Here is a 24,015-nt window from a genome sequence, read left to right as displayed (position 1 = left end):
CTACTCGTTGCTCGAACTCAGCCCCGCACGATCTGCAAGGGACGCCCCGGCGTCCCTTCTCTCTTTCGCCGCCGCGTTCCACCAGGTGAGGGGCTGATCTCCTTGACGTCAGTTGTGCCCTGCACCTTCATGGGTGAAACCGAACGCGAAAGGTAGAGTCCGGCGGCGTGCACCTCAAGTCCCTGACCCTGCGCGGCTTCAAATCCTTCGCCTCCGCCACCACCCTGCGGTTCGAGCCCGGCATCACGTGCGTGGTGGGCCCGAACGGCTCCGGCAAGTCCAACGTGGTCGACGCGCTGTCCTGGGTCATGGGCGAGCAGGGGGCCAAGTCGCTGCGCGGCGGGAAGATGGAGGACGTCATCTTCGCCGGGACGACCGGGCGACCGCCGCTCGGCCGGGCCGAGGTCTCGCTGACGATCGACAACTCCGACGGCGCCCTGCCGATCGACTACGCCGAGGTCACCATCACGCGGATCATGTTCCGCGGCGGCAGCAGCGAGTACCAGATCAACGGCGACACCTGCCGGCTCCTCGACATCCAGGAGCTGCTCTCCGACTCCGGCATCGGCCGCGAGATGCACGTCATCGTCGGGCAGGGGCAGCTCGACTCGGTCCTGCACGCCGACCCGATGGGCCGCCGCGCCTTCATCGAGGAGGCCGCCGGCGTACTGAAGCACCGCAAGCGCAAGGAGAAGGCGCTGCGCAAGCTCGACGCGATGCAGGCCAACCTCGCGCGCGTCCAAGACCTCAACGACGAACTGCGCCGGCAGCTCAAGCCGCTCGGGCGGCAGGCCGCCGTGGCGCGGCGGGCCGCCGTGATCCAGGCCGACCTGCGCGACGCGCGGCTGCGGCTGCTCGCCGACGACCTGGTCGCGCTGCGCGGGGCGCTCGCGGCGGAGATCGCCGACGAGACCGCGCTGAAGGAGCGCAAGGAGGCGGCCGAGGCGCAGCTCGCCGGGGCGCTGCGGCAGGAGGCCGAGCTCGAGGAAACGGTGCGGCAGCTGACCCCCCGCCTCCAGCGGGCGCAGCAGACCTGGTACGAGCTGTCGCAGCTGGCCGAGCGGGTGCGCGGCACGGCGTCCCTGGCCGAGGCACGGGTGAAGTCCGCCTCCGCGCCGGTGGAGGAGGAGCGGCGGGGCCGCGACCCCGAGGACATGGAACGCGAGGCGGCGCGGATCCGCGAGCAGGAGGCGGAGCTCGCGGCCGCGCTGGAGGCGGCCTCCCGCGCGCTGGAGGACACCGTCGAGCACCGCGCCGAGCTGGAGCGGGCCCTGGCCGAGGAGGAGCGGCGGCTGCGCGACGCGGCGCGGGCCGTCGCCGACCGGCGCGAGGCCCTGGCCCGGCTGACCGGCCGGCTGGGCGCGGCCCGGTCCCGCGCGGGCGCCGCCCAGGCGGAGATCGACCGGCTCGTGGCCGCCCGGGAGGAGGCGGCGCTGCGGGCGGAGGCCGCGCAGGCCGAGTACGAGGCCCTGGCCGAGGAGGTCGGCGGGCTCGAGGAGCCGGCGTCGGCGGAGGAGGAGTACGAGGCGGCGCGGGCCGGGCTCGCGGCGGCGGAGACGGCCCTCGCGGCGGCGCGGGACGCGGTCACCGCCGCCGAGCGCTCGCGGGCCGCGGTGGCCGCCCGGCGCGATGCGCTCGCGCTCGGGCTGCGGCGCAAGGACGGCACGGGGGCGCTGCTCGCGGCGAAGGAGAAGCTGGCCGGCCTGCTGGGCCCGGCGGCGGAACGGCTCACGGTGACCCCGGGGTACGAGGCCGCCGTGGCGGCCGCCCTCGGCACCGCGGCCGACGCCCTGGCGGTGGCCTCCCCGCCCGCCGCCGCCGAGGCCCTGCGCCACCTGCGCACCACGGACACCGGCCGGGCCACCCTCCTGATCACCCCGTCGACGCTCCCCGGCCGGATCGCACCCGCCGGTCCGGTACCGACCACCCACTCCGACTGCCTTCTGCCCGGCCAAACGGCACCTGGCGCCGCTGCGCCCGGCCCCGCCGCTCCCGGCGGCGCGGTGCCGCGGGCGGCCGCCGCTCCCGGCCCGGCCGGCGGTGCGGCCGCTGCCGGGACGTCGGCCTCGGGTCCGGTTCCGGTCGGTGACCGGGCGGCCGCCGCGGCAGTGCAGACGGCCCTGCCGGAGGCGAGTTCCGCGTCCGCCGAGGCCGCGGCCCCCGGTGTCGTTTCCGGAGCGGCCGGCGGGGACGCGATGCAGCCGGAGGCTGCGCCCGCCGGCGCCACCCCCTCGACCGTGGTCGCCGACCATGCCCGGGACGAGGCGGCGCTGCCGCAGGGCGGGGCCGCGGTCGTCAGCGTGCCCGGACAGGCTGACGGGGGCGATCGGCCGCCCGGCGGCGTGCCGCTGGAGCGGTTCGTGCGGGGGGACGGCGCAGCGGTACGGGCCGTCGGATGGGTGCTGCGGGGCCACGTGCTCGTCGCAGATCTGGACGAGGCGCAGCAGCTCGTCGCCGGGCGGCCGGATCTCGTGGCCGTGACGCCCGACGGGGACGTGCTCGGGGCGCACCTCGCGCACGGCGGCTCCGCCGGGGCGCCCAGCCTGATCGAGGTGCAGGCCGCCGTCGACGAGGCCACCGCCGAGCTGGACCGGCTCGACGGGCAGTGCAAGGAGCTGGCCGAGGCCCAGGAGGCCGCCCGGGAGGCGCGCCGCGACCTCGCCGCCCGCGTCGAGGAGATCGGCGAGCGCCGCCGGGCCGGCGAGCAGGCCCGGGCCGGGGTCGCCCAGCAGCTGGGGCGGCTCGCCGGCCAGGCCAAGGGCGCCGCCGGTGAGGCCGAGCGCACCGCGGCCGCCGCGCAGAAGGCCCAGGCCGCGCTGGAGCAGGCCCTCGCCGAGGTGGAGGAGTGCGCCGAGCGGCTCGCCGCCGCCGAGGAGAGCGGCCCCGGCGGGGACGACGCGGCCGAGGAGCTCGACAGCGCCCGGCGCGACCGGCTCGCCGCCGACGGGGCCAACGCCCGCCAGACCGAGATGGAGGCCCGCCTCCAGCTGCGTACGCACGAGGAGCGGGTCAAGGGCCTGGCCGGCCGGGCCGACAGCCTCGACCGCGGCGCCCGTGCCGAGCGCGAGGCCCGCGCGCGGGCCGAGCGGCGCCGGGCCCGGCTGCGCCACGAGGCCGCGGTGGCCCGGGCCGTGGCCGACGGCGCCCGCCAGCTCCTCGCCCACCTGGAGGTGTCCCTCGGCCGGGCCGACGCCGAGCGCACCGCAGCCGAGCACGCCAAGGGCCTGCGCGAGCAGGAGCTCGCCGAGGCCCGCACCCGCGGCCGCGACCTCAAGGCCGAGCTCGACAAGCTCACCGACTCCGTGCACCGCGGCGAGGTCCTCGGAGCCGAGAAGCGGCTGCGCATCGAGCAGGTGGAGGGCCGCGCCCTGGAGGAGTTCGGCATCGGTCCGGCCGCCCTCGTCGCCGAGTACGGCCCGGACCAGCCGGTCCCGCCGAGCCCGCCCGCGGAGGGCGAGGAGCTGCCCGCGGACCCGGAGCACCCCCGCAACCGCCCGGGCCCCTTCGTGCGCGCCCAGCAGGAGAAGCGCCTCAAGGCCGCCGAACGGGCCTACCAGCAGCTCGGCAAGGTCAACCCGCTCGCGCTGGAGGAGTTCGCGGCGCTGGAGGAGCGCCACCAGTTCCTCAGCGAGCAGCTGGAGGACCTGCGCAAGACCCGCGCGGACCTGCTCCAGGTCGTCCGGGAGGTGGACGAGCGCGTCGAGCAGGTGTTCACCGAGGCCTACCGGGACACCGCCCGCGAGTTCGAGGGCGTCTTCTCCCGGCTGTTCCCCGGCGGGGAGGGCCGCCTCGTCCTCACCGACCCCGACCACATGCTCACCACCGGGGTCGACGTGGAGGCGCGGCCGCCCGGCAAGAAGGTCAAGCGGCTCTCCCTGCTCTCCGGCGGCGAGCGCTCGCTGACCGCCGTCGCCCTGCTGGTGTCGATCTTCAAGGCCCGCCCGAGCCCGTTCTACGTGATGGACGAGGTGGAGGCGGCGCTGGACGACACCAACCTGCAGCGCCTGATCCGGATCATGGAGGAGCTCCAGGAGAGCTCGCAGCTGATCGTCATCACGCACCAGAAGCGGACGATGGAGGTCGCGGACGCGCTCTACGGCGTCTCCATGCAGGGCGACGGCGTCTCCAAGGTCATCAGCCAGCGTCTGCGCTGATCCACACGCGGACCCTTCGTTCAAGAAATGAAAGTCACTGCTCGGGGCTTCCGCCTGGGCTTTACGCGGTGGCGTTCATCTCGCTGCTGGCCCCCCTCTTGACTTCAACCTCTGAACACATAGGCTCGCTCCGCCGCCTCTTCCCTTCGAGTGGTGCCGGATGTTGCCGTGTGCGCCACTGGAAGGACCCCACCCCCACCGCCCGCCACCGCAGCCGGGCACGCAGGAGCAGACCTTGACCAGCAGCACAGCGCCGGCGCCGGCCCCGAAGGGCGGGCGGGCCGCCCACCCCGCCCACCTCGGCCACGTCGTCTTCATCACCGCCGCGGCCGCCATGGGCGGCTTCCTCTTCGGCTACGACAGCTCCGTCATCAACGGCGCCGTGGTCGCCATCCGCGACCGGTTCGACGTCGGCTCCGAAGTCCTCGCCCAGGTCATCGCCGCCGCACTGATCGGCTGCGCCTTCGGCGCCGCCACCGCCGGCCGCATCGCCGACCGGATCGGCCGCATCCGCTGCATGCAGATCGCCGCCGTCCTGTTCACGGCCAGCGCCCTCGGCTCGGCCCTGCCCTTCGCGCTGTGGGACCTCGCGCTGTGGCGCGTCATCGGCGGCTTCGGCATCGGCATGGCCTCGGTCATCGGCCCGGCCTACATCGCCGAGGTCTCCCCGCCCGCCTACCGCGGCCGGCTCGCCTCGTTCCAGCAGGCCGCCATCGTCATCGGCATCGCCGTCTCCCAGCTCGTCAACTGGGGCATCCTCAACCTCGCCGACGGCGACCAGCGCGGGGAGATCGCCGGGCTGGAGGCCTGGCAGTGGATGCTCGGCGTCATGGTGGTGCCGGCCGTGCTCTACGGCCTGATGTCCTTCGTCATCCCCGAGTCACCGCGCTTCCTGATCTCCGTCGGCCGCACCGACGACGCCCGCGCGGTCCTGCGCGAGGTCGAGGGCTCCGGCGCCGACCTCGACGCCCGCATCGGCGAGATCGAGCTCGCGATGCGCTCCGAGCACAAGTCCACCTTCAAGGACCTGCTCGGCGGCCGCTTCGGCCTCCTGCCCATCGTCTGGGTCGGCATCGGCCTGTCGGTCTTCCAGCAGCTCGTCGGCATCAACGTGATCTTCTACTACAGCTCCGCGCTGTGGCAGTCGGTCGGCATCGACCCGTCCAGCTCGTTCCTGTACTCCTTCACCACGTCCATCATCAACATCATCGGCACGGTGATCGCGATGATCTTCGTCGACCGCCTCGGCCGCAAGCCGCTCGCCCTGATCGGCTCCGTCGGCATGGCCCTCTCCCTCGGCCTGGCCGCCTGGGCGTTCTCGTACAAGGAGGGCAGCGGCGACGACATCACGATGCCCGACACCCAGGGCACCGTCGCCCTGGTCGCCGCCCACTCCTTCGTGCTCTTCTTCGCCCTCTCCTGGGGCGTCGTGGTCTGGGTGCTGCTCGGCGAGATGTTCCCCAGCCGCATCCGGGCCGCCGCGCTCGGCGTGGCCGCCGCCGCGCAGTGGGTCGCCAACTGGCTCGTCACCGTCACGTTCCCGACCCTGGCCGACTGGAACCTCTCCGGCGCCTACGTGATCTACACCGTCTTCGCCGCGCTCTCGATCCCGTTCATCCTCAAGTGGGTGCCGGAGACCAAGGGCAAGGCGTTGGAGGAGATGGGGTAACCACCCCCGCCACCACCCCCTCTCCTCGTCGACAGGTGCTGCCCCGGCTCATCCGCTGAGCCGGGGCAGCACCTGTTCGCACAGCAGGTGCAGGCTGCGCCAGCCCTCGTCCAACGGCATCCCGCCGCACAGCGGGTGCAGCACCAGGTTCCCCGCCCCGCCCGCGCCCCGCGCGTACGCGACCGCCTCGTCCGGGGTCAGCACCCGGTACACCCCCTCCGCCCGCAGCTCCGCCACCGAGCGCGCCCGGGAGCGCACGGCGCTGCGGATGTCCTTGGACTGCCAGGACGCGTACGTGGCCGCCTCGTGCAGGAAGCAGCCGCCGTGCTCGGCCCACACCCGGTCCGGGTCCTCGGCGATGTGCAGCAGCGGGGTCTCGGCCGCCGGCATCATGCAGAACCCCTCGGTGCCGTGCTCCGCGAGCTGCTCCGCGTAGTACGCCTCGAGCTCCGGCAGGTGCGCACTGGGGAAGAAGGGCAGCCCGAGCCGGGCCGCCCGCCGCGCCGCGGCCCGGGAGCTGCCGCCGACCAGCAGCAGCGGGTGCGGCCGGGTGAAGGGCACCGGGGTCACCCGCACCGTGCGGCCGCGGAAGGCGAACGGCTCGCCCGTCCACGCGGACAGCAGCGTCTCCAGCAGCTCGTCCTGCAGCCGTCCGCGCCGGCCCCAGTCGACGCCGTGCTGCTCGTACTCCTGCGGCCGGTAGCCGATGCCCGCGACCGTCACCAGGCGGCCGCCGCTCAGCAGGTCCAAGACGGCGATGTCCTCGGCGACCTTCAGCGGATCGTGCAGCGGGCCGATGATCGCCGAGACGGTGACCGCGATGCGCCGCGTGGCGCCCAGGACCGCGCCCGCGAACGCGAAGGGAGAGGGGAGCCAGTTGTTGTCGGTGCCGTGGTGCTCCTCGGTCTGGACGGTGTCGATCCCGCGGTCGTCGGCGTACCGGGCCATCTCCAGCGCGGCCCGGTAGCGGGCCGAGAGGCTCTCGGGGGTGCCGTTCGGGTCGACGAGATTGAACCGGGCCACGGTGACGGGCATGGCGGAAGTCCCCCTTCGCCGGATGTGGACGGGCGGCGAAGAGGGACGGTAGCTGACGGAGCGTCAGTCGGCCAGGGATCCGGCGGGCTCGGGCTCGGGGCGCGCCGCGGGCGCCGCCTGCGCCCCGGCCGCGGCCGGCTGCGCCGGCCCGGGTGCCTGCGCCGCCGTGCGCGGCAGTACGGCGTACAGCGCACCGGAGGTGAGGATGCCGGCTGCCCAGCCCAGCCCGTTCGCCCCGATCCAGGTGTCCGCGAGGGGGCCCGCGAACCAGTCGACCTCGGTGAACAGCAGGCCCACGGCGAGCGCCGTGCCCCAGGCGGCCATCGCCTGCCAGGCGAAGCCGCCCCGGTACCAGTAGGCGCTGCCCGGGGTGGTGTCCAGCAGGGCCGCGCCGTCGTAGTCCTCGCGGCGCAGCATGTCCACGCCGAAGACGCCGATCCACGCGGAGAAGGCCACCGCCAGCAGGGTCAGGAAGGAGATGAACGAGCCGAAGAAGCTGGTCGCGACCACCATCAGCAGGAAGCCGAAGACCAGGCTGATCACGGCGTTCACGCTCACCGCAGCGGCCCGCGGCACCCTGATGCCCAGGGTCTGCGCCGTGAAGCCGGCCGAGTACATGGACATCGAGTTGATCAGCAGCATGCCGACCAGCGCGATCAGCAGGTACGGGACCGCGATCCAGGCGGGCAGCAGGCTGCCGATGAAGGAGACCGGGTCCTGCGCGGAGGCCAGGTCGGGTGTGCCGACCGCCATGACCGCACCCATCAGCACCATCGGGACGACCACCACGGCCGCACCGCCGACGGTGGCGCCGACCATGCCCCGCGCGGAGGCCGTACGCGGCAGGTAGCGGGTGAAGTCCGGGCCGGAGGGCACCCAGCTGATGCCGCCGGCGGCGATCGTGCCGATGCCCGCGACCATCATCGCGGTGGAGCCGGCCGGCTTGTCGAGGACGGCCGCCCAGTCGGTCTCGGCGACCAGGTAGCCCATCACGAGCACGCTGAAGGCACCGAACAGGTACGTCGACCAGGTCGAGCACGCGCGCAGCGCGCCGATGCCGAGACCGGAGACCAGGAAGGTGCAGCCCACGAAGAGCAGCAGGGTGACCACGACCAGGGCGGTGTTCTTCCGCACGCCGAACAGCAGGTCCAGCACCGTCAGCATGGCGAAGGCGCCGCTGACGGCGTTGATCGTCTCCCAACCCCAGCGCGCCACCCAGATCAGGGCGCCGGGGAACAGGTTGCCGCGCTGGCCGAAGACGGCCCGCGACAGCGCCATGCCGGGGGCGCCGCCCCGCTTGCCGGCGATCGAGATCAGGCCGACGAGCCCGTACGAGACCACGGGCGCGGCGACCGCCACGACGAGGACCTGCCAGATGTTGAGCTTGTTGAAGATCACCAGGCCGGCGCCCATGGTGAGCAGCAGCACGCTGATGTTGGCGGCGACCCAGGTGGGGACCAGCTCGCGGACCCGGCCGGTGCGCTCGGCGTCGGGGACGGGTTCGAGGCCCCGGGTCTCCAGGGCGGTCTCGGTCGTCGGGGGCTCCAGCGCGCCGTCTGCGGGCTCGGCGGACATGCGGTTTCTCCGGAAGGGGCGGGTATGGGTGGGCAAGTCGCCCATCATCGTAGATCTGATGCCTATACAACAAATGGGGCCTTACGGTCCGCTCCGTCCCTCGGCGTCCGCGGCGCGGGGCGGCCGTGGCCGATACTGGTGCCGTTATGGACATCCTCATCCTTGCTGTAGTCATCGCCCTGGTCGCGGTCGGCGCGATCAGCGGGTTCCTGGTCAGCAGCCGCAGGAAGAAGCAGCTGCCGCCGACCCCGCCGAGCACGCCGACCATCACTGCCCCGCCCGCCGAACCGCAGGTGGGGGAGGACGCCGCAACAACGGTCGAAGAACCGCGCCGCACGATCGAGGAGGTCGCCCTCCCCGAGGCGGAGGCGGCGCCCGCCCCCGCCGAGGCGCCGGCCGCCGAGGCCGAGCTGCCGGCCGCACCCGAGATCGAGGTGCCCGAGCCCACCGCGGGCCGCCTGGTCCGCCTGCGCGCCCGCCTCGCGCGCTCGCAGAACTCGCTCGGCAAGGGGTTGCTCACGCTGCTCTCCCGCGAGCACCTCGACGAGGACACCTGGGAGGAGATCGAGGAGACCCTCCTCATCGCCGACGTCGGCGTCGTCCCGACGCAGGAGCTGGTCGACCGGCTGCGCGAGCGGGTCAAGGTCCTCGGCACCCGCACCCCGGCCGAACTGCGCACCCTGCTCAAGGAAGAGCTGCTGACCCTGGTCGGCACCGACTTCGACCGCACCGTGAAGACCGAGAGCGGCATGGACACCCCGGGCGTCGTGATGGTCGTCGGCGTCAACGGCACCGGCAAGACCACCACCACCGGCAAGCTCGCCCGCGTCCTCGTCGCCGACGGCCGCAGCGTGGTGCTCGGCGCCGCCGACACCTTCCGCGCCGCCGCCGCCGACCAGCTCCAGACCTGGGGCGAGCGGGTCGGGGCGCGCACCGTGCGCGGCCCCGAGGGCGGCGACCCGGCCTCGATCGCCTACGACGCGGTCAAGGAGGGCATCGCCGAGGGCGCCGACGTGGTGCTCATCGACACCGCCGGCCGCCTGCACACCAAGACCGGCCTGATGGACGAGCTCGGCAAGGTCAAGCGCGTCGTGGAGAAGCACGGCCCGCTGGACGAGGTCCTGCTCGTCCTCGACGCCACCACCGGTCAGAACGGCCTGATGCAGGCCCGCGTCTTCGCCGAGGTCGTCGACATCACCGGCATCGTGCTGACCAAGCTCGACGGCACCGCCAAGGGCGGCATCGTCGTCGCCGTCCAGCGCGAGCTCGGCGTCCCGGTCAAGCTCGTCGGCCTCGGCGAGGGTCCGGACGACCTGGCCCCGTTCGAGCCGGAGGCGTTCGTCGACGCCCTGATCGGCGACTGAGCCCCGCCCGTACGGGGCCGCCCGCGCGGCCCGTGCCCACGCCGGCGCCCCCGCGTTCCGTCCGGAACACGGGGGCGCCGGCGTACGTACGGGCCGGGGCCGGCCCCGTACGGGCGGGGCTCAGCGGCGCAGGCGGTGGCAGATGTACGCGAGGGTGCCGAGCAGCAGCCGCGCCTGCGGCGGCCCGCCCGCGGAGTCCAGGGCGGGCGGCCGCAGCCAGCTCACCGGGCCCAGCCCCGCGTGGTCGGACGGCGGCGCCGTCACGTAGGCGCCCGCCCCCAGGGCCCGCAGGTCCAGCCCGGCGTCGTCCCAGCCCATCCGGTAGAGCAGTTGCGGCAGCCCGTCCGCCGCGCCCGGGGCCACGAAGAACTGGGCGCGGCCGTCCGGGGTGGCGGTGACCGGCCCGAGCGGCAGGCCCATCCGCTCCAGGCGGACCAGCGCCCGGCGCCCGGCCTCCTGGGGGACCTCGATGACGTCGAAGCCGCGGCCCGCGGGCAGCAGCACGGCCGCCCCCGGGTACTCGCCCCAGATCTCGGTGACCCGGTCCAGGGTGGCGCCCGCGGGGACCGTCGGCGCGAGGGGCAGCGGGTGCGCCCCCGGCGCCGCGCACTGCGCATGGCCGCAGGAGCAGTCGCGGGCCGGCGCGGCGGCCCGGGCCCCGGGAACCACGTCCCAGCCCCACAGGCCGGTGTACTCCGCCACCGCCGTGCACTCCGACATGCGTCCGCGCCGCCGGGCGGCAGAACGGAATTCCTTGGTGCTGCGGCTGCCGCCGATCGTGAAGCCCATGCCCATGCCCCCTCCAACGGGTCGGACGCGCCGGTGGTTACGACGTCGGCAGGGCGGGTTCGGGCCCGGTTCCCGATGCGGCCCGGCGCACTCCTCGCCGCGCGCGCCCCGGACGCACTCCTGTCCAACCGATCGTTTCGCCTCACTGTCAAGTGAATCGTGCCTGGCGGGTGGCGAGTTCATTCGAAGGGGTGGCGAATGGTGGCGTTTGTGGAATCGACCTCGCGGGAGGGGTGATCGTAGGATTACTTTCGGTGCACGAACCCCCGCGGCGGACCGGTTCGTGGTCATGCCGGAGGCAAGGTGTGAGGGACCTGTGAAGGTCCCCGGCGGCACGCGCCGCACGGGCCAGGGTTTCGTGCGAGGAGTTCCAGAGCGGATGGGGGCGTTCCAGTGAGCGGCAACGGCGCAAGCGGAACGAGCGCGGAGCCGGACGTGCCGGACGTGCAGGACGTCCCGGACGCTGCGGGCCCGGCCGCCCGCAACGAACAGCTCACCTCCTGGTTCGTGCGCAGCGGCTGGTCCAAGGGCGAGCTCGCCCGCCAGGTGAACCGGCGAGCCCGCCAGATGGGCGCCCACCACATCTCCACCGACACCTCCCGCGTCCGCCGCTGGCTCGACGGCGAACAGCCCCGCGAACCCGTCCCGCGGATCCTCTCCGAGCTGTTCTCGGAGCGGTTCGGCTCGGTCGTCGCCATCGAGCAGCTGGGCCTGCGCACCGCCCACCAGACGCCCTCCGTCTCCGGCGTCGACCTGCCCTGGGCGGGTCCGCAGACCGTCGAGCTCCTCGGCGAGTTCTCGCGCAGCGACCTGATGCTGGCCCGCCGCGGGTTCCTCGGCCCCTCCCTCGCCCTCTCGGCCGGCCCCGCCCTCATCGAGCCCATGCAGCGCTGGCTCGTCCCCGTCCCGACCGCCGACCCCGGCCTCCGCGACACCCTGCCGGGCGGCGCCCCGGGCGGCCACCGCCCGCCGCGGCTCTCCGAGCCGGAGCTCGACCTGCTCGAAGCCACCACCGTGATGTTCCGGCAGTGGGACGCCCAGTGCGGCGGCGGACTGCGGCGCAAGGCCGTCGTGGGCCAGCTGCACGAGGTGACCGACCTGCTCCAGGAGCACCACCCGGCCCCGGTCATGAAGCGGCTGTTCAAAGTGGCCGCCGAACTGGCCGAACTGGCCGGGTGGATGAGCTACGACGTCGGTCTGCACCCCACCGCCCAGAAGTACTTCGTCCTCGCGCTGCACGCCGCCAAGGAGGCGGGGGACAAGCCGCTGGGCTCGTACATCCTCTCCAACATGAGCCGCCAGATGATCCACCTCGGCCGCCCCGAGGACGCCCTGGAGCTCATCCACCTCGCGCAGTACGGCAGCCGCGACTGCGCAGGCCCCCGCACCCAGGCCATGCTGTATGCGATGGAGGCCCGGGCCTACGCCAACATGGGCCAGCCCAGCCGCTGCAAGCGCGCCGTCCGCATGGCCGAGGACACCTTCTGCGACGTCGGCCTCGGCGGCGAGCCCGAGCCCGACTGGATCCGGTTCTTCTCCGAGGCCGAGCTCAACGGCGAGAACTCCCACTCCTACCGGGACCTCGCCTACGTCGCGGGCCGCAGCCCCATGTACGCCTCCCTGGCCGAGCCCGTCATGGAGCGGGCCGTCGAGCTCTTCCAGAAGGACGAGGTGCACCAGCGCTCCTACGCCCTCAACCTCATCGGCATGGCCACCGTCCACCTGCTCCAGCGCGAGCCCGAGCAGGCCGCCGTCCTGGTGGACCGCGCCCTGGACGTGGCCGGAAAGGTGCGGTCCGAAAGGGTCAACACGCGGCTGCGCAAGACCGTCGACACCGCCGCCCGTGAGTACGGCGACGTCGCCGAGATCGTCCGGCTCACCGACCACCTCGCCTCGCGGCTCCCCGAGGCCGCGGAGGCCGTCTGACGGCCCTCCCCGGCCGCCCCCCAAGGCCCCGGCCGCGGCAGACACCCCGTGAAGCCCGATCAGGCTCCCCCAGCCAGGTCTCCCGGGTGCTGCCGCGGCCGGCCGTACCGCACCGCCTCCCCCCCGACCCGTTCATGGACGCGTAACACGTCCGACCTCTTCGTCACGGGCGCGAAACATCGAGCGGCGCCGCCGGAAACCGGCCTGCGCGAATCTCAGGGCCAATAACCGGCCAGCCCCCAGGCCCCACCCCCGGCCTTACGCCTTGCGCCGCTCAGGTTTTCACGATCGCCCGCACGCGACCGTACCGACGACGAGGAGACGCCGATGGCCTCAGCAGCAGCCATCACGACCCTCGCGGCAGACGCCCCGACGCTCTCTGCCGCGAACACCGGGTTCATGCTCATCTGCTCCGCCCTGGTCATGCTGATGACTCCGGGACTCGCCTTCTTCTACGGAGGCATGGTCCGCGTCAAGAGCAGCCTCAACATGCTGATGATGAGCTTCATCAGCCTCGGGATCGTCACGATCCTGTGGGTCCTCTACGGCTTCAGCCTCGCCTTCGGCACGGACTCCGGCAGCGTCATCGGCTGGAACTCCGACTACGTCGGCCTCAGCGGCATCGGCATCACCGAGCTCTGGGACGGCTACACCATCCCGGTCTACGTCTTCGCCGTCTTCCAGCTCATGTTCGCCGTGATCACCCCCGCCCTGATCAGCGGCGCCCTGGCCGACCGCGTCAAGTTCAGCGCCTGGACCCTGTTCACCGCCCTGTGGGTCAGCCTCGTCTACTTCCCCGTCGCCCACTGGGTCTGGGGCACCGGCGGCTGGCTCTTCGACATGGGCGTCATCGACTTCGCCGGCGGCACCGCCGTCCACATCAACGCCGGCGCCGCCGCCCTCGGCGTCATCCTCGTCATCGGCAAGCGCGTCGGCTTCAAGAAGGACCCGATGCGCCCGCACAGCCTCCCCCTGGTGATGCTCGGCGCCGGCCTGCTGTGGTTCGGCTGGTTCGGCTTCAACGCCGGATCCTGGCTCGGCAACGACGACGGCGTCGGCGCCGTCATGTTCGTCAACACCCAGGTCGCCACCGCCGCCGCCATGCTCGCCTGGCTCGCCTACGAGAAGCTGCGCCACGGCTCCTTCACCACCCTCGGCGCCGCCTCCGGCGCGGTCGCCGGCCTCGTCGCCATCACCCCCTCCGGCGGCTCCTGCTCCCCGCTCGGCGCGATCGCCATCGGCGCCATCGCCGGCCTGCTGTGCGCCATGGCCGTCGGCCTGAAGTACAAGTTCGGCTACGACGACTCCCTCGACGTCGTCGGCGTCCACCTCGTCGGCGGCATCGTCGGCTCCCTCCTCGTCGGCTTCTTCGCCACCGGCGGGGTCCAGTCCGACGCGGCCGGCCTCTTCTACGGCGGCGGCCTGGAGCAGCTCGGCAAGCAGGCCGTCGGGGTCTTCTCGGTCCTCGCCTACTCTCTCGTCGCGTCCGCGGTGCTCGCCCTCCTCCTCGACAAGACGATGGGGATGCGCGTCAGCGAGGACGACGAGGTCTCCGGCATCGACCAGGTCGAGCACGCCGAGACCGCCTACGACTTCAGCGGAGCCGGCGGCGGCGCCTCCTCGCGGAGCACCGCCGTCCTCGCCACCGCTGCCGCCGCGACCAAGAAGGTTGACGCATGAAGCTGATCACCGCGATCGTCAAGCCGCACCGGCTCGACGAGATCAAGGACGCCCTCCAGCGCTACGGGGTCCAGGGCCTGACCGTCTCCGAGGCCAGCGGATACGGCCGCCAGCGCGGCCACACCGAGGTCTACCGCGGCGCCGAGTACACCGTCGACCTCGTACCGAAGATCCGCATCGAGGTCGTCGTCGAGGACGACGACGCCGAGCCCGTCATGGAGATCCTGGTGCAGGGCGCCCGCACCGGGAAGATCGGTGACGGCAAGGTGTGGAGCGTCCCCGTCGACGCCCTCATCCGCGTCCGCACCGGCGAGCGCGGCGCCGAAGCGCTCTGACGAGGGAGAACCTGGGTGGCGAGCGTGGAAGAGACACCGGACACCTCCGACCCCGGAAGCGGCGGCTACGCCGCGGCCCGGCTGCGGCTCCTCCACGAGGAGTCGCGGTCCGGGCCCTCGCGGCGTTCCGCGCTGGCCGGGCTGACCGACGACTGGCTGAAGGCCCTGTTCACCGGCGCCGCCCGGGAGAGCGGCGTGCGCGGCGCCGCCCTCGTCGCCGTCGGCGGCTACGGGCGCGGCGAACTCTCCCCGCGCAGCGACCTCGACCTGCTGCTCCTGCACGACGGCAAGGCCGCCCCCGCCGACCTGGCCCGGCTCGCCGACCGCCTCTGGTACCCCGTGTGGGACCTCGGACTCTCCCTGGACCACTCCGTCCGCACCCCCGGCGAGGCCCGCAAGACCGCCGCCGAGGACCTCAAGGTCCACCTCGGGCTGCTCGACGCACGCCCCGTCGCCGGCGACGCCGGACTGCTGGCGGGACTGCGCACCTCCGTCCTGGCCGACTGGCGCAACCAGGCCGCCAAACGGCTGCCCCAGCTGCACGCCCTGTGCCGGGAGAGGGCCGAACGCTCCGGCGAACTGCGCTTCCTCCTCGAACCCGACCTCAAGGAGGCCCGCGGCGGCCTGCGCGACGCCGCCGCCCTGCGCGCCGTCGCCGCCTCCTGGCTGGCCGACGCCCCCCGCGAGGGGCTCGCCGACGCCCGCCGCCGGCTCCTCGACGCCCGCGACGCCCTCCACCTCGTCACCGGACGCGCCGGAGACCGCCTCGCCCTGCAGGAGCAGGCCCAGGTCGCCGCCCGGCTCGGCCTCCTCGACGCCGACGCGCTCCTGCGCGAGGTCTACGAGGCCGCCCGGACCGTCGCCTACGCCGCCGACGTCACCTGGCGGGAGGTCGGCCGCGTGCTGCGCGCCCGCTCCGCCCGGCCCCGGCTGCGCGGGCTCCTCGGAGGCGGCCGCGGCGCCCCCGCCGGGGAACGGGCCCCGCTGGCCGACGGGATCGTCGAGTCCGACGGCGAGGCCGTGCTCGCCCTCGCCGCCCGGCCCGAACGCGACCCCGTGCTGCCGCTGCGGCTCGGCGCGGCCGCCGCCCAGGCCGGACTGCCGGTCTCCCCGCACGCCGTACGCCGCCTCGCCGCGCACGGCAGGCCGCTGCCCGTGCCCTGGCCGGGCGAGGCGCGGGAGCAGCTGCTCACCCTGCTCGGGGCGGGGGAGCCCACCGTCGGGGCCTGGGAGGCCCTGGAGGCCGAGGGGATCATCTCCGCGCTCCTGCCCGACTGGGAGCGCGTCCGCTGCCGCCCGCAGCGCAATCCCGTGCACACCTGGACCGTGGACCGGCACCTGGTGGAGACCGCCGTCCGGGCCTCCGCGATGACCCGCCGGGTCGGCCGGCCCGACCTGCTGCTGATGGCGGCCCTGCTGCACGACATCGGCAAGGGCTGGCCCGGCGACCACTCCGTCGCGGGGGAGACCATCGCCCGCGACACCGCCCTGCGGGTCGGGTTCGACGCGGCCGACGCCGACGTGCTGGGCGTGCTGGTCCGCCACCACCTGCTGCTGGTGGAGACCGCGACCCGGCGCGACCTGGACGACCCGGCCACCGTGCGGGCGGTCGCCGAGGCCGTCGGCAGCCCCGGAACGCTGGAGCTCCTGCACGCCCTGACCGAGGCCGACGCGCTGGCCACCGGGCCGGCGGCCTGGTCGGCCTGGCGGGCCTCGCTCGTGGCCGACCTGGTCGGGCGGGTCGCGGCCGTCCTCGGCGGGGCCCCCGTCCCCGACGAGCCCGACCCGGCGCCCTCCGCCGAGGAGGAGCGGCTCGCGGTCGAGGCGCTGCGGACCGGGGAGCCGGTGCTGGCGCTGCACACCCGGCAGGAGGAGGACGCGGTCGGTGGGGAGCTGGCCGTCGCGGTCCCCGACCAGCCGGGGGTGCTGCCCGCGGTGGCCGGGGTCCTGGCCCTGCACCGCCTCACCGTCCGCGCGGCCGACCTGCGCTCCCTGGAACTGCCCGACCGGCTGGGCGAGGTCCTGGTCCTGCGCTGGCGGGTGGCCGCGGAGTACGGCTCGCTGCCCGAGGCGGCGCGGCTGCGCAGCGACCTGATCCGGGTGCTGGACGGGTCCCTCGACGTCGCGGCGAAGCTCGCCGAGCGCGAGGCGGCGTACCCGCGCCGGCGCGGGGTCGTCCCCCCGCCGCCCCGGGTGACCGCCGTCCCGGGCGTCTCCTCGCTCGCCACCGTCCTGGAGGTCCGCGCCCCCGACGCCGTCGGGCTCCTGCACCGGATCGGCCGGGCCCTGGAGGCCGCCGGCGTGCGCGTGCGCAGCGCCCACGTCTCCACGCTGGGCGCCAACGCGGTGGACTCGCTCTACGTCACCACCGCCGAGGGAAAACCCCTGTCCCCGGCGGAATCAGCCGTGGTCACCGAAGCCCTGTCCCAGGCCCTGTGCTGAAGGCCCCGCCGCTGCGCGCAGCGATCCCCTCCCCGCCCCTTCCCGCTGTGCCGGATAGGCGGCTCCGCTGCATGGCGGGCTCCGCCCGGGCCGTTTTCGCCTCAGGCGCCGGCGGGGCTGAAATCAGCCCCGCCGGCGCCTGAGGCGCGGGGGTCGGGGGGCGGAGCCCCCGGTTTCGGGAAGGGGCGGGGAGGGGAAAAGCGCCCGCAGGGCCGGGCCGGCGGCTCGGACCGATACCCTGGGGTACGACCACCCCGCCCCCGACCCGAGGAATCGCGACCACCGTGTTCGATACGCTTTCCGACCGCCTCAGCGCGACTTTCAAGAGCCTTCGCGGCAAGGGCCGCCTGAGCGAGGCCGACATCGACGCGGCGGCCCGGGAAATCCGTATCGCCCTCCTCGAGGCCGACGTCGCCCTCCCGGTCGTCCGCTCCTTCATCGCGAACGTCAAGGAACGCGCCCGCGGCGCCGAGGTCTCCAGGGCCCTCAACCCGGCCCAGCAGGTCCTGAAGATCGTCAACGAGGAGCTCGTCGGCATCCTCGGCGGCGAGACCCGCCGCCTGCGCTTCGCCAAGACCGCGCCGACCGTGATCATGCTGGCCGGTCTCCAGGGTGCCGGTAAGACCACCCTCGCCGGAAAGCTCGGCTTCTGGCTCAAGGGCCAGGGCCACACCCCCCTGCTCGTCGCCTGCGACCTCCAGCGCCCGAACGCCGTCAACCAGCTCGGCATCGTCGCCGAGCGCGCCGGCGTCGGCTTCTACGGCCCGCAGCCGGGCAACGGCGTCGGCGACCCGGTCCAGGTCGCCAAGGACTCCGTCGAGTACGCGCGCACCAAGCAGCACGACATCGTCATCGTCGACACCGCCGGCCGCCTCGGCATCGACCAGGAGCTGATGCAGCAGGCCGCGGACATCCGCGACGCCGTCAGCCCCGACGAGATCCTCTTCGTCGTCGACGCCATGATCGGCCAGGACGCGGTCAACACCGCCGAGGCCTTCCGCGACGGCGTCGGCTTCGACGGCGTGGTGCTGTCCAAGCTCGACGGCGACGCGCGCGGCGGTGCCGCGCTCTCCATCGCGCACGTCACCGGCAAGCAGATCATGTTCGCCTCGAACGGCGAGAAGCTCGACGACTTCGACGCGTTCCACCCCGACCGCATGGCGGGCCGGATCCTCGACATGGGCGACATGCTCACCCTGATCGAGCAGGCCGAGAAGACCTTCAGCCAGGCCGAGGCCGAGAAGATGGCGGCCAAGCTGGCGAAGGGGCCGAAGGAGTTCACCCTCGACGACTTCCTGTCGCAGATGGAGCAGGTCCGCAAGATGGGCTCCATCAGCAAGCTGCTCGGCATGCTGCCGGGCATGGGCCAGATCAAGGACCAGATCAACAACATCGACGAGCGCGACGTGGACCGCACCGCCGCGATCATCAAGTCGATGACCCCGGCCGAGCGCCAGGACCCCACGATCATCAACGGCTCGCGCCGCGCCCGTATCGCCAAGGGCTCCGGCGTCGAGGTCAGCGCCGTGAAGAGCCTGGTCGAGCGGTTCTTCGACGCCCGCAAGATGATGTCCCGCATGGCCCAGGGCGGCGGCATGCCGGGCATGCCGGGCATCCCGGGGATGGGCGGCGGCCCCGGCCGGCAGAAGAAGCAGGTCAAGCAGGCCAAGGGCAAGCGCAAGAGCGGCAACCCGATGAAGCGCAAGGCGGAGGAGGCGGCCGCCGCGGCCCGCCGCGAGCAGGGCCCGCAGGGCGAGCTGCCCGCCGGCAGCCCGTTCGGCCTGCCGGTCGGCGGCCAGGCCGGCCAGGACTTCGACCTGCCGGACGAGTTCAAGAAGTTCATGAAGTAGTCCGCGCCGTTCGTGCGGGGCCCCGGTCGCTCGATGCGGCCGGGGCCCCGTGCGTACGTCCCCGCGGGCGGCCCCCGTGCAGGAGCCGTGGTCCGGAATATCCCTTATGGTCGGCCAGGAGGACGGCAGTAAGGAGGCCACGGTGCCCAGCCCCACCCCCGCACCGCCCCGCGACCGGGCCGACACCCCCTGGCGCTCCGAGGGCGCACCGCCCACCCCTCCACCGAGGCGGAGGATGCCGGGCGGCTGGCGCGGGCTGATCCTCGCCGCCCTGATCGTCTTCCTGCTGACCAACGTGGTCCTGTCGTTCTTCAACGAGGGCGACGAGCCGACCATCTCGTACACCGAGTTCAGCAAGCAGGTCGGCTCCGGCAACGTCTCGAAGATCTACTCCAAGGGCGACCGGATCCAGGGCCAGCTGAAGGCCGGGCAGCCGCTGCCCGACGGCGACAAGGGCGACTACACCAAGTTCGTCACCCAGCGCCCCGCCTTCGCCGACGACAACCTGTGGGCCGAGCTCACCAAGCAGCACGTGACCGTGACGGCCTCCCCGGTCGTCGCGCAGCGCAGCTTCCTGGCCAACCTGCTGCTCTCCCTCGCCCCGATGCTGCTGCTCATCCTGCTGTGGGTGTTCATCGCCCGCCGGATGGGCTCGGCGCTGGGCGGCGGCCTCGGCGGCCTCGGCCGCAAGGCGCCGCCCAGGCCCGTGGAGCTGGAGGCGGGGGCGAAGCGCACCACCTTCGAGGACGTGGCGGGCATCGACGAGGTGGAGGCGGAGCTCAGCGAGGTCGTCGACTTCCTGAAGAACCCGCAGGAGTACCGCCGGATGGGCGCCCGGATGCCCGGCGGCGTCCTGCTCGCCGGCCTGCCCGGCACCGGCAAGACCCTGCTCGCACGCGCCGTCGCGGGCGAGGCGGGCGTGCCGTTCTTCTCGGCCTCGGCCTCGGAGTTCATCGAGATGATCGTCGGGGTCGGCGCCTCCCGGGTCCGCGAGCTGTTCGCCGAGGCGCGCAAGGTCGCCCCCGCGATCATCTTCATCGACGAGATCGACACCATCGGGCGGGCCCGGGGCGCCGGCGGCGGCCTCGGCGGCCACGACGAGCGCGAACAGACCCTGAACCAGATCCTGACCGAGATGGACGGCTTCTCCGGCTCGGAGGGGGTCGTCGTGATCGCCGCGACCAACCGCGCCGACGTCCTGGACCCTGCGCTGACCCGCCCCGGCCGCTTCGACCGCACGGTGACCGTCTCCCCGCCCGACAAGAGCGGCCGCGAGGCCATCCTGAGGATCCACACCCGCGAGATCCCCCTCGCCGCCGACGTGGACCTCGCGCACGTGGCCGCGACCACCCCCGGCATGACCGGCGCCGAACTCGCCAACCTGGCCAACGAGGCCGCCCTCCTCGCGGTCAAGCGCAAGCGGGACGCGGTCACCCGGGCCGACCTCTCCGAGGCCCTGGAGAAGGTCCAGCTCGGCGCGGAACGGCCGCTGGTCATGCCGCAGGAGGAGCGCCGCCGCACCGCGTACCACGAGAGCGGCCACGCGCTGCTGGGCATGCTCCAGCCGGGCGCCGACCCGGTCCGGAAGATCACCATCGTGCCGCGCGGCCGGGCGCTCGGCGTCACCCTGTCCACCCCGGAGGCGGACCGCTACGCGTACACGGAGCAGTACCTGCGCGGCCGGATCATCGGGGCGCTCGGCGGCATGGCGGCCGAGCACACGGTGTACGACGTGATCACCACGGGCTCCGAGAACGACCTGGAACAGGTCACCAACATCGTCCGCGGCATGGTCGGCCGCTGGGGCATGAGCGACCGGATCGGCCGGCTCACCGCGATCCCGTCGGACGCGCAGAGCCCGTACGGCCTCGTGGCGGCCCCCTCCACCCTCGACGCGGTGGACGTGGAGATGCGGCGGATCGTGGACGAGTGCTACGCCGAGGCGTGCCGGCTGCTGCGCGAACACCGGCCGAAACTCGACGCCCTGGCCGAGGCGCTGCTGGAGCACGAGACCCTCGACGAGGCCGCCGCCTACGCCGCGGCCGACATCCCCCGCACGGCCAAGTGACCGCGGCTGCCCCCGGGGCGGGCCGGCCGGCCCGCCGGGTCAGGGCACGCGGGCGATGACGTAGCGGAAGATGTTCGGCAGCCAGACGGAACCGTCGCTTCGCTCGTAGGGGTGAAGCGCCTCGGCAAGCTCCTTCTCCAGCTGCGCCGGATCCCCGGAGGCGTCGTACAGCCCCGTCGAGACCAGCCCGCGCACCGCGCTGTCCGCGTCCGCGTACCCGAAGGGGCAGAACACCCGTCCGGAGCCGTCGGGCAGCAGCCCGGCGCCCGCGACCAGCGCGTCCAGGTCGTGCGGCGCGGGCCCGCCGCCGTGCACCGCGGGCACCGTGCACCGCTCGGGCGGCCCCCAGTCGGCCAGCACCACCGCACCGCCCCGCCGCACGGCCGGCAGGGCCGCGTCCAGGGCCGCCGCGGACGACGCGAAGCCCAGCAGCACGTCGTAGGGGCGGGGGCCGCCCGGCGGGGCCGCCGCCACCTCCAGCAGCCGCTCGCGCGCCAGCGCACGCCGGGCGGGCTCCGCCTCGACCCCGGTGGCGGCGGCGCCCCGCCCGGCGGCCAGCAGCAGGGCCAGCCCGGCGCCGCAGTCCAGGCAGAGCAGCCGGTCGCCGGGACCGACCTCCAGCCGGTCGAAGACCGCTTCGTACAGCGGTACCAGCATCCGTTCCTGGATCTCCGCCCAGTCCCGGGCGACGAGCGTGGCCGTCGGCATCGGTGTCATCGAAAGAGCGCTCCTGATTCCGTGTCGCCCCCTTGCCCCCGTTGCCAGAGAACTCCCCATTCGCCCCGGCGTCCAGAGGACTGCGCCACCCGATTCACGCATCCAGCGCCCGGCGCCGTACCATTCGCGCCATGGCAAAGGCTCCCGTTCTCACCCCCCAGGCGGAGGATTTCCCCCGCTGGTACCAGGATCTGATCAACAAGGCCGAGCTGGCCGACAACGGCCCGGTGCGCGGCACCATGGTCATCCGGCCGTACGGCTACGGGCTGTGGGAGCGGATGCAGCAGGAGATGGACGCGCGCATCAAGGAAGCGGGCGCCCAGAACGCGTACTTCCCGATGTTCATCCCGCAGGCCTACCTCACCAAGGAGGCCGAGCACGTCGAGGGCTTCGCCCCCGAGCTGGCGGTCGTCACGCACGGCGGCGGCAAGCAGCTCGAGGAGCCGGTCGTGGTCCGGCCGACCTCCGAGACGATCATCAACGACTACTTCTCCAAGTGGGTCCAGAGCTACCGCGACCTGCCCCTGCTGATCAACCAGTGGGCCAACGTGGTCCGCTGGGAGATGCGTCCGCGCGTCTTCCTCCGTACGAGCGAGTTCCTGTGGCAGGAGGGGCACACCGCCCACGCCACCTACGAGGACGCCCGCGACTACGCCGCCCGGATCCACCGCGACGTCTACGGCGACTTCATGGTCAACGTGCTCGGCATCGACGTGGTGCTCGGCCGCAAGACCCCCAAGGAGCGCTTCGCGGGCGCCATCAACACCCTCACCCTCGAGGGCATGATGGGCGACGGCAAGGCCCTTCAGATGGGCACGAGCCACGAGCTCGGCCAGAACTTCGCCAAGGCGTTCAACACCCAGTACCTGTCCAAGGACAGCAAGCAGGAGTTCGTCTGGCAGACGTCCTGGGGCGTGTCGACCCGCATGGTCGGCGGTCTGATCATGTCCCACGGCGACGACAACGGCCTGCGGGTGCCGCCGCGGCTGGCGCACGTCCAGGTCGTCGTCATGGCGATCAAGGGCGACGAGGCCGTGGCCAAGGTCCGCGAGCTCGGCGACCGCCTGAAGGCCGCGGGCATCCGCGTCCACGTGGACGACCGGGTCGACATCCCGTTCGGCCGCCGGGCCGTGGACTGGGAGCTCAAGGGCGTACCGGTCCGCATCGAGATCGGCCCCCGCGACCTGGAGGCCGGCACGGCGATGCTCGCCCGCCGGATCCCGGGCGGCAAGGAGCCGGTGCAGATCGACGCGCTCGCCGACCTGCTGCCCAAGGTGCTCGACGAGGACCAGGCGCAGCTGCTGCGCGAGTCCCGCGAGCGCCGCGAGGCCCGTACCAGCGACGTCTCCACCCTGGAGGAGGCGGCCGAGGCCGCGATCGCCGGCGGCTGGGCCCGGATCCCGTGGGCCGACCTCGGCCCGGAGGGCGAGGCCAAGCTGGGCGAGCAGGCCGTCACCGTGCGCTGCCTGATCGCCGAGGACGGGTCGGTGCCGGAGTCGGACGACGCGCCCGGTACCCTCGCCATCGTCGCGCGCTCGTACTGACCGCCACCGCTTGACCCCACCTCAGCCCCGGCGCGCGGCCCGAGCCGCGCGCCGGGGCTGAGGTGTGCCGGTCGTCATTACGTACCGACTCCTCCTGGGATCGGCGCATGGGTCCTCGTCGGGATGCATCAGGCTGAACTGACGGGTACGTGCAAAAAATTTGGAATGGCCCGGAATCGGAACACCGGGGCACCCCGGCTCGTTGTCACGACGTGAGCACGACACCACCTGTTCTCGCCGCAGAGCTGGCGCAGGCGTGGGCCGACATTCAGCGGTACCACCCCGAGCTGCCCGATCTTGCCGCGCCCGAGTCCCTGATCGGAGAGTCCTCGTCCGCCTGCGGCGCCGAGCTCTCCTTCGAGCGACTGCTGCACGAGGCAGTCCACGGCATCGCCGCCGCCCGCGGAGTGCGCGACACCTCCCGGGCCGGCCGCTACCACAACCGCAGATTCCTCGCGATCGCCGAGGAGATGGGGCTGGACCACTCCGACGAGCCGCACGCCAGCAGCGGCTTCTCCCTGGTCACGCTCAACGCGGAGGCGAAGAAGCGCTACCGGCCCACCATGGAGCGGCTCCAGCGCGCGCTGAAGGCGCACACGGCCGCCACCCAGGCGGACACCAAGCGCACCTTCCGCGGGCCGGCGGCGCGCCACGGCTCCTCCGGCGGCGGTGTCCGCGTCAAGGCGGTCTGCGACTGCGGGCGCAACGTGCGGGTCGTGCCGTCCGTGCTGGCGCAGGCGCCGATCGTCTGCGGCGGCTGCATGAAGCCCTTCCGCATCCCCGAAGTGGCGGTGGCCGCGGCCGCCTCCTGAGCAGGGGCAGGACCGGCCCCCGCGCGGAGGGGCGCCGGGCATATGGCACAATGGC

The 24,015-nt window shown here is 73.6% G+C and carries 15 protein-coding genes; 11 read left to right on the top strand and 4 right to left on the bottom strand.

Annotated features, from left to right (window positions below):
• Positions 1-167: 167 nt before the first annotated feature.
• Both AB0953_RS26055 and AB0953_RS26050 read left to right on the top strand, forming a co-directional pair.
• Complete coding sequence (locus tag AB0953_RS26055; protein WP_366861995.1) at positions 168-4,154, top strand: AAA family ATPase; 3,987 nt, start codon at positions 168-170, stop codon at positions 4,152-4,154.
• Between the two features lie 235 nt (positions 4,155-4,389).
• Positions 4,390-5,823, top strand: a complete 1,434-nt coding sequence (locus tag AB0953_RS26050) for a sugar porter family MFS transporter (protein ID WP_366861994.1) — start codon at positions 4,390-4,392, stop codon at positions 5,821-5,823.
• 48 nt (positions 5,824-5,871) lie between these two features.
• On the opposite strand, the gene AB0953_RS26045 is transcribed toward AB0953_RS26050, so the two are convergent.
• Both AB0953_RS26045 and AB0953_RS26040 read right to left on the bottom strand, forming a co-directional pair.
• Entirely contained in the window at positions 5,872-6,858 is a 987-nt protein-coding gene (locus AB0953_RS26045) for an LLM class flavin-dependent oxidoreductase (RefSeq protein WP_366861993.1), read from the bottom strand.
• A 63-nt stretch (positions 6,859-6,921) separates the two neighbouring features.
• Positions 6,922-8,433, bottom strand: coding sequence for a cytosine permease (locus tag AB0953_RS26040; RefSeq protein ID WP_366861992.1), 1,512 nt, complete (start codon positions 8,431-8,433; stop codon positions 6,922-6,924).
• Positions 8,434-8,579: 146 nt separating this feature from the next.
• Here AB0953_RS26040 and ftsY point away from each other — a divergent pair, with 146 nt between their 5' ends.
• Complete coding sequence (gene ftsY, locus AB0953_RS26035; RefSeq protein ID WP_366861991.1) at positions 8,580-9,797, top strand: signal recognition particle-docking protein FtsY; 1,218 nt, start codon at positions 8,580-8,582, stop codon at positions 9,795-9,797.
• Positions 9,798-9,917: 120 nt separating this feature from the next.
• On the opposite strand, the gene AB0953_RS26030 is transcribed toward ftsY, so the two are convergent.
• Positions 9,918-10,586, bottom strand: coding sequence for a bifunctional DNA primase/polymerase (locus AB0953_RS26030; protein WP_366861990.1), 669 nt, complete (start codon positions 10,584-10,586; stop codon positions 9,918-9,920).
• Positions 10,587-11,021: 435 nt separating this feature from the next.
• Between AB0953_RS26030 and AB0953_RS26025 the strand changes: the two genes are divergently transcribed.
• From AB0953_RS26025 to ftsH, 6 genes are all read left to right on the top strand, one after another.
• Positions 11,022-12,512, top strand: a complete 1,491-nt coding sequence (locus AB0953_RS26025; protein ID WP_366861989.1) for a hypothetical protein — start codon at positions 11,022-11,024, stop codon at positions 12,510-12,512.
• Between the two features lie 327 nt (positions 12,513-12,839).
• Positions 12,840-14,192, top strand: a complete 1,353-nt coding sequence (locus AB0953_RS26020; protein ID WP_366861988.1) for an ammonium transporter — start codon at positions 12,840-12,842, stop codon at positions 14,190-14,192.
• Positions 14,189-14,527, top strand: coding sequence for a P-II family nitrogen regulator (locus AB0953_RS26015; protein WP_366861987.1), 339 nt, complete (start codon positions 14,189-14,191; stop codon positions 14,525-14,527). Before AB0953_RS26020 ends, AB0953_RS26015 begins: the two co-directional genes overlap by 4 nt.
• 15 nt (positions 14,528-14,542) lie before the next feature.
• Positions 14,543-16,969: a [protein-PII] uridylyltransferase gene (locus AB0953_RS26010; RefSeq protein ID WP_366861986.1), complete on the top strand. Its 2,427-nt coding sequence runs from the start codon at positions 14,543-14,545 to the stop codon at positions 16,967-16,969.
• Between the two features lie 284 nt (positions 16,970-17,253).
• Positions 17,254-18,819 (top strand): signal recognition particle protein, encoded by a 1,566-nt coding sequence (gene ffh / locus AB0953_RS26005; protein WP_366861985.1) that lies wholly within the window; start codon positions 17,254-17,256, stop codon positions 18,817-18,819.
• Between the two features lie 106 nt (positions 18,820-18,925).
• Positions 18,926-20,887, top strand: a complete 1,962-nt coding sequence (gene ftsH, locus AB0953_RS26000) for an ATP-dependent zinc metalloprotease FtsH (RefSeq protein ID WP_366861984.1) — start codon at positions 18,926-18,928, stop codon at positions 20,885-20,887.
• A gap of 39 nt (positions 20,888-20,926) precedes the next feature.
• Here ftsH and AB0953_RS25995 read toward each other — a convergent pair whose 3' ends face one another.
• Positions 20,927-21,604: a methyltransferase type 11 gene (locus AB0953_RS25995; protein ID WP_366861983.1), complete on the bottom strand. Its 678-nt coding sequence runs from the start codon at positions 21,602-21,604 to the stop codon at positions 20,927-20,929.
• Positions 21,605-21,735: 131 nt separating this feature from the next.
• Between AB0953_RS25995 and proS the strand changes: the two genes are divergently transcribed.
• Both proS and AB0953_RS25985 read left to right on the top strand, forming a co-directional pair.
• Positions 21,736-23,148, top strand: a complete 1,413-nt coding sequence (gene proS / locus AB0953_RS25990) for a proline--tRNA ligase (RefSeq protein WP_361905641.1) — start codon at positions 21,736-21,738, stop codon at positions 23,146-23,148.
• Between the two features lie 212 nt (positions 23,149-23,360).
• The gene (locus tag AB0953_RS25985; protein ID WP_366861982.1) at positions 23,361-23,960 is read left to right on the top strand and encodes a hypothetical protein; all 600 of its coding nucleotides are present in this window, start codon (positions 23,361-23,363) and stop codon (positions 23,958-23,960) included.
• Positions 23,961-24,015 lie beyond the last annotated feature (55 nt).

Source organism: Streptomyces sp. NPDC046866, assembly GCF_040704625.1.
Lineage (GTDB): Bacteria > Actinomycetota > Actinomycetes > Streptomycetales > Streptomycetaceae > Streptomyces.
This window is presented reverse-complemented; position numbering and strand designations above follow the sequence as displayed.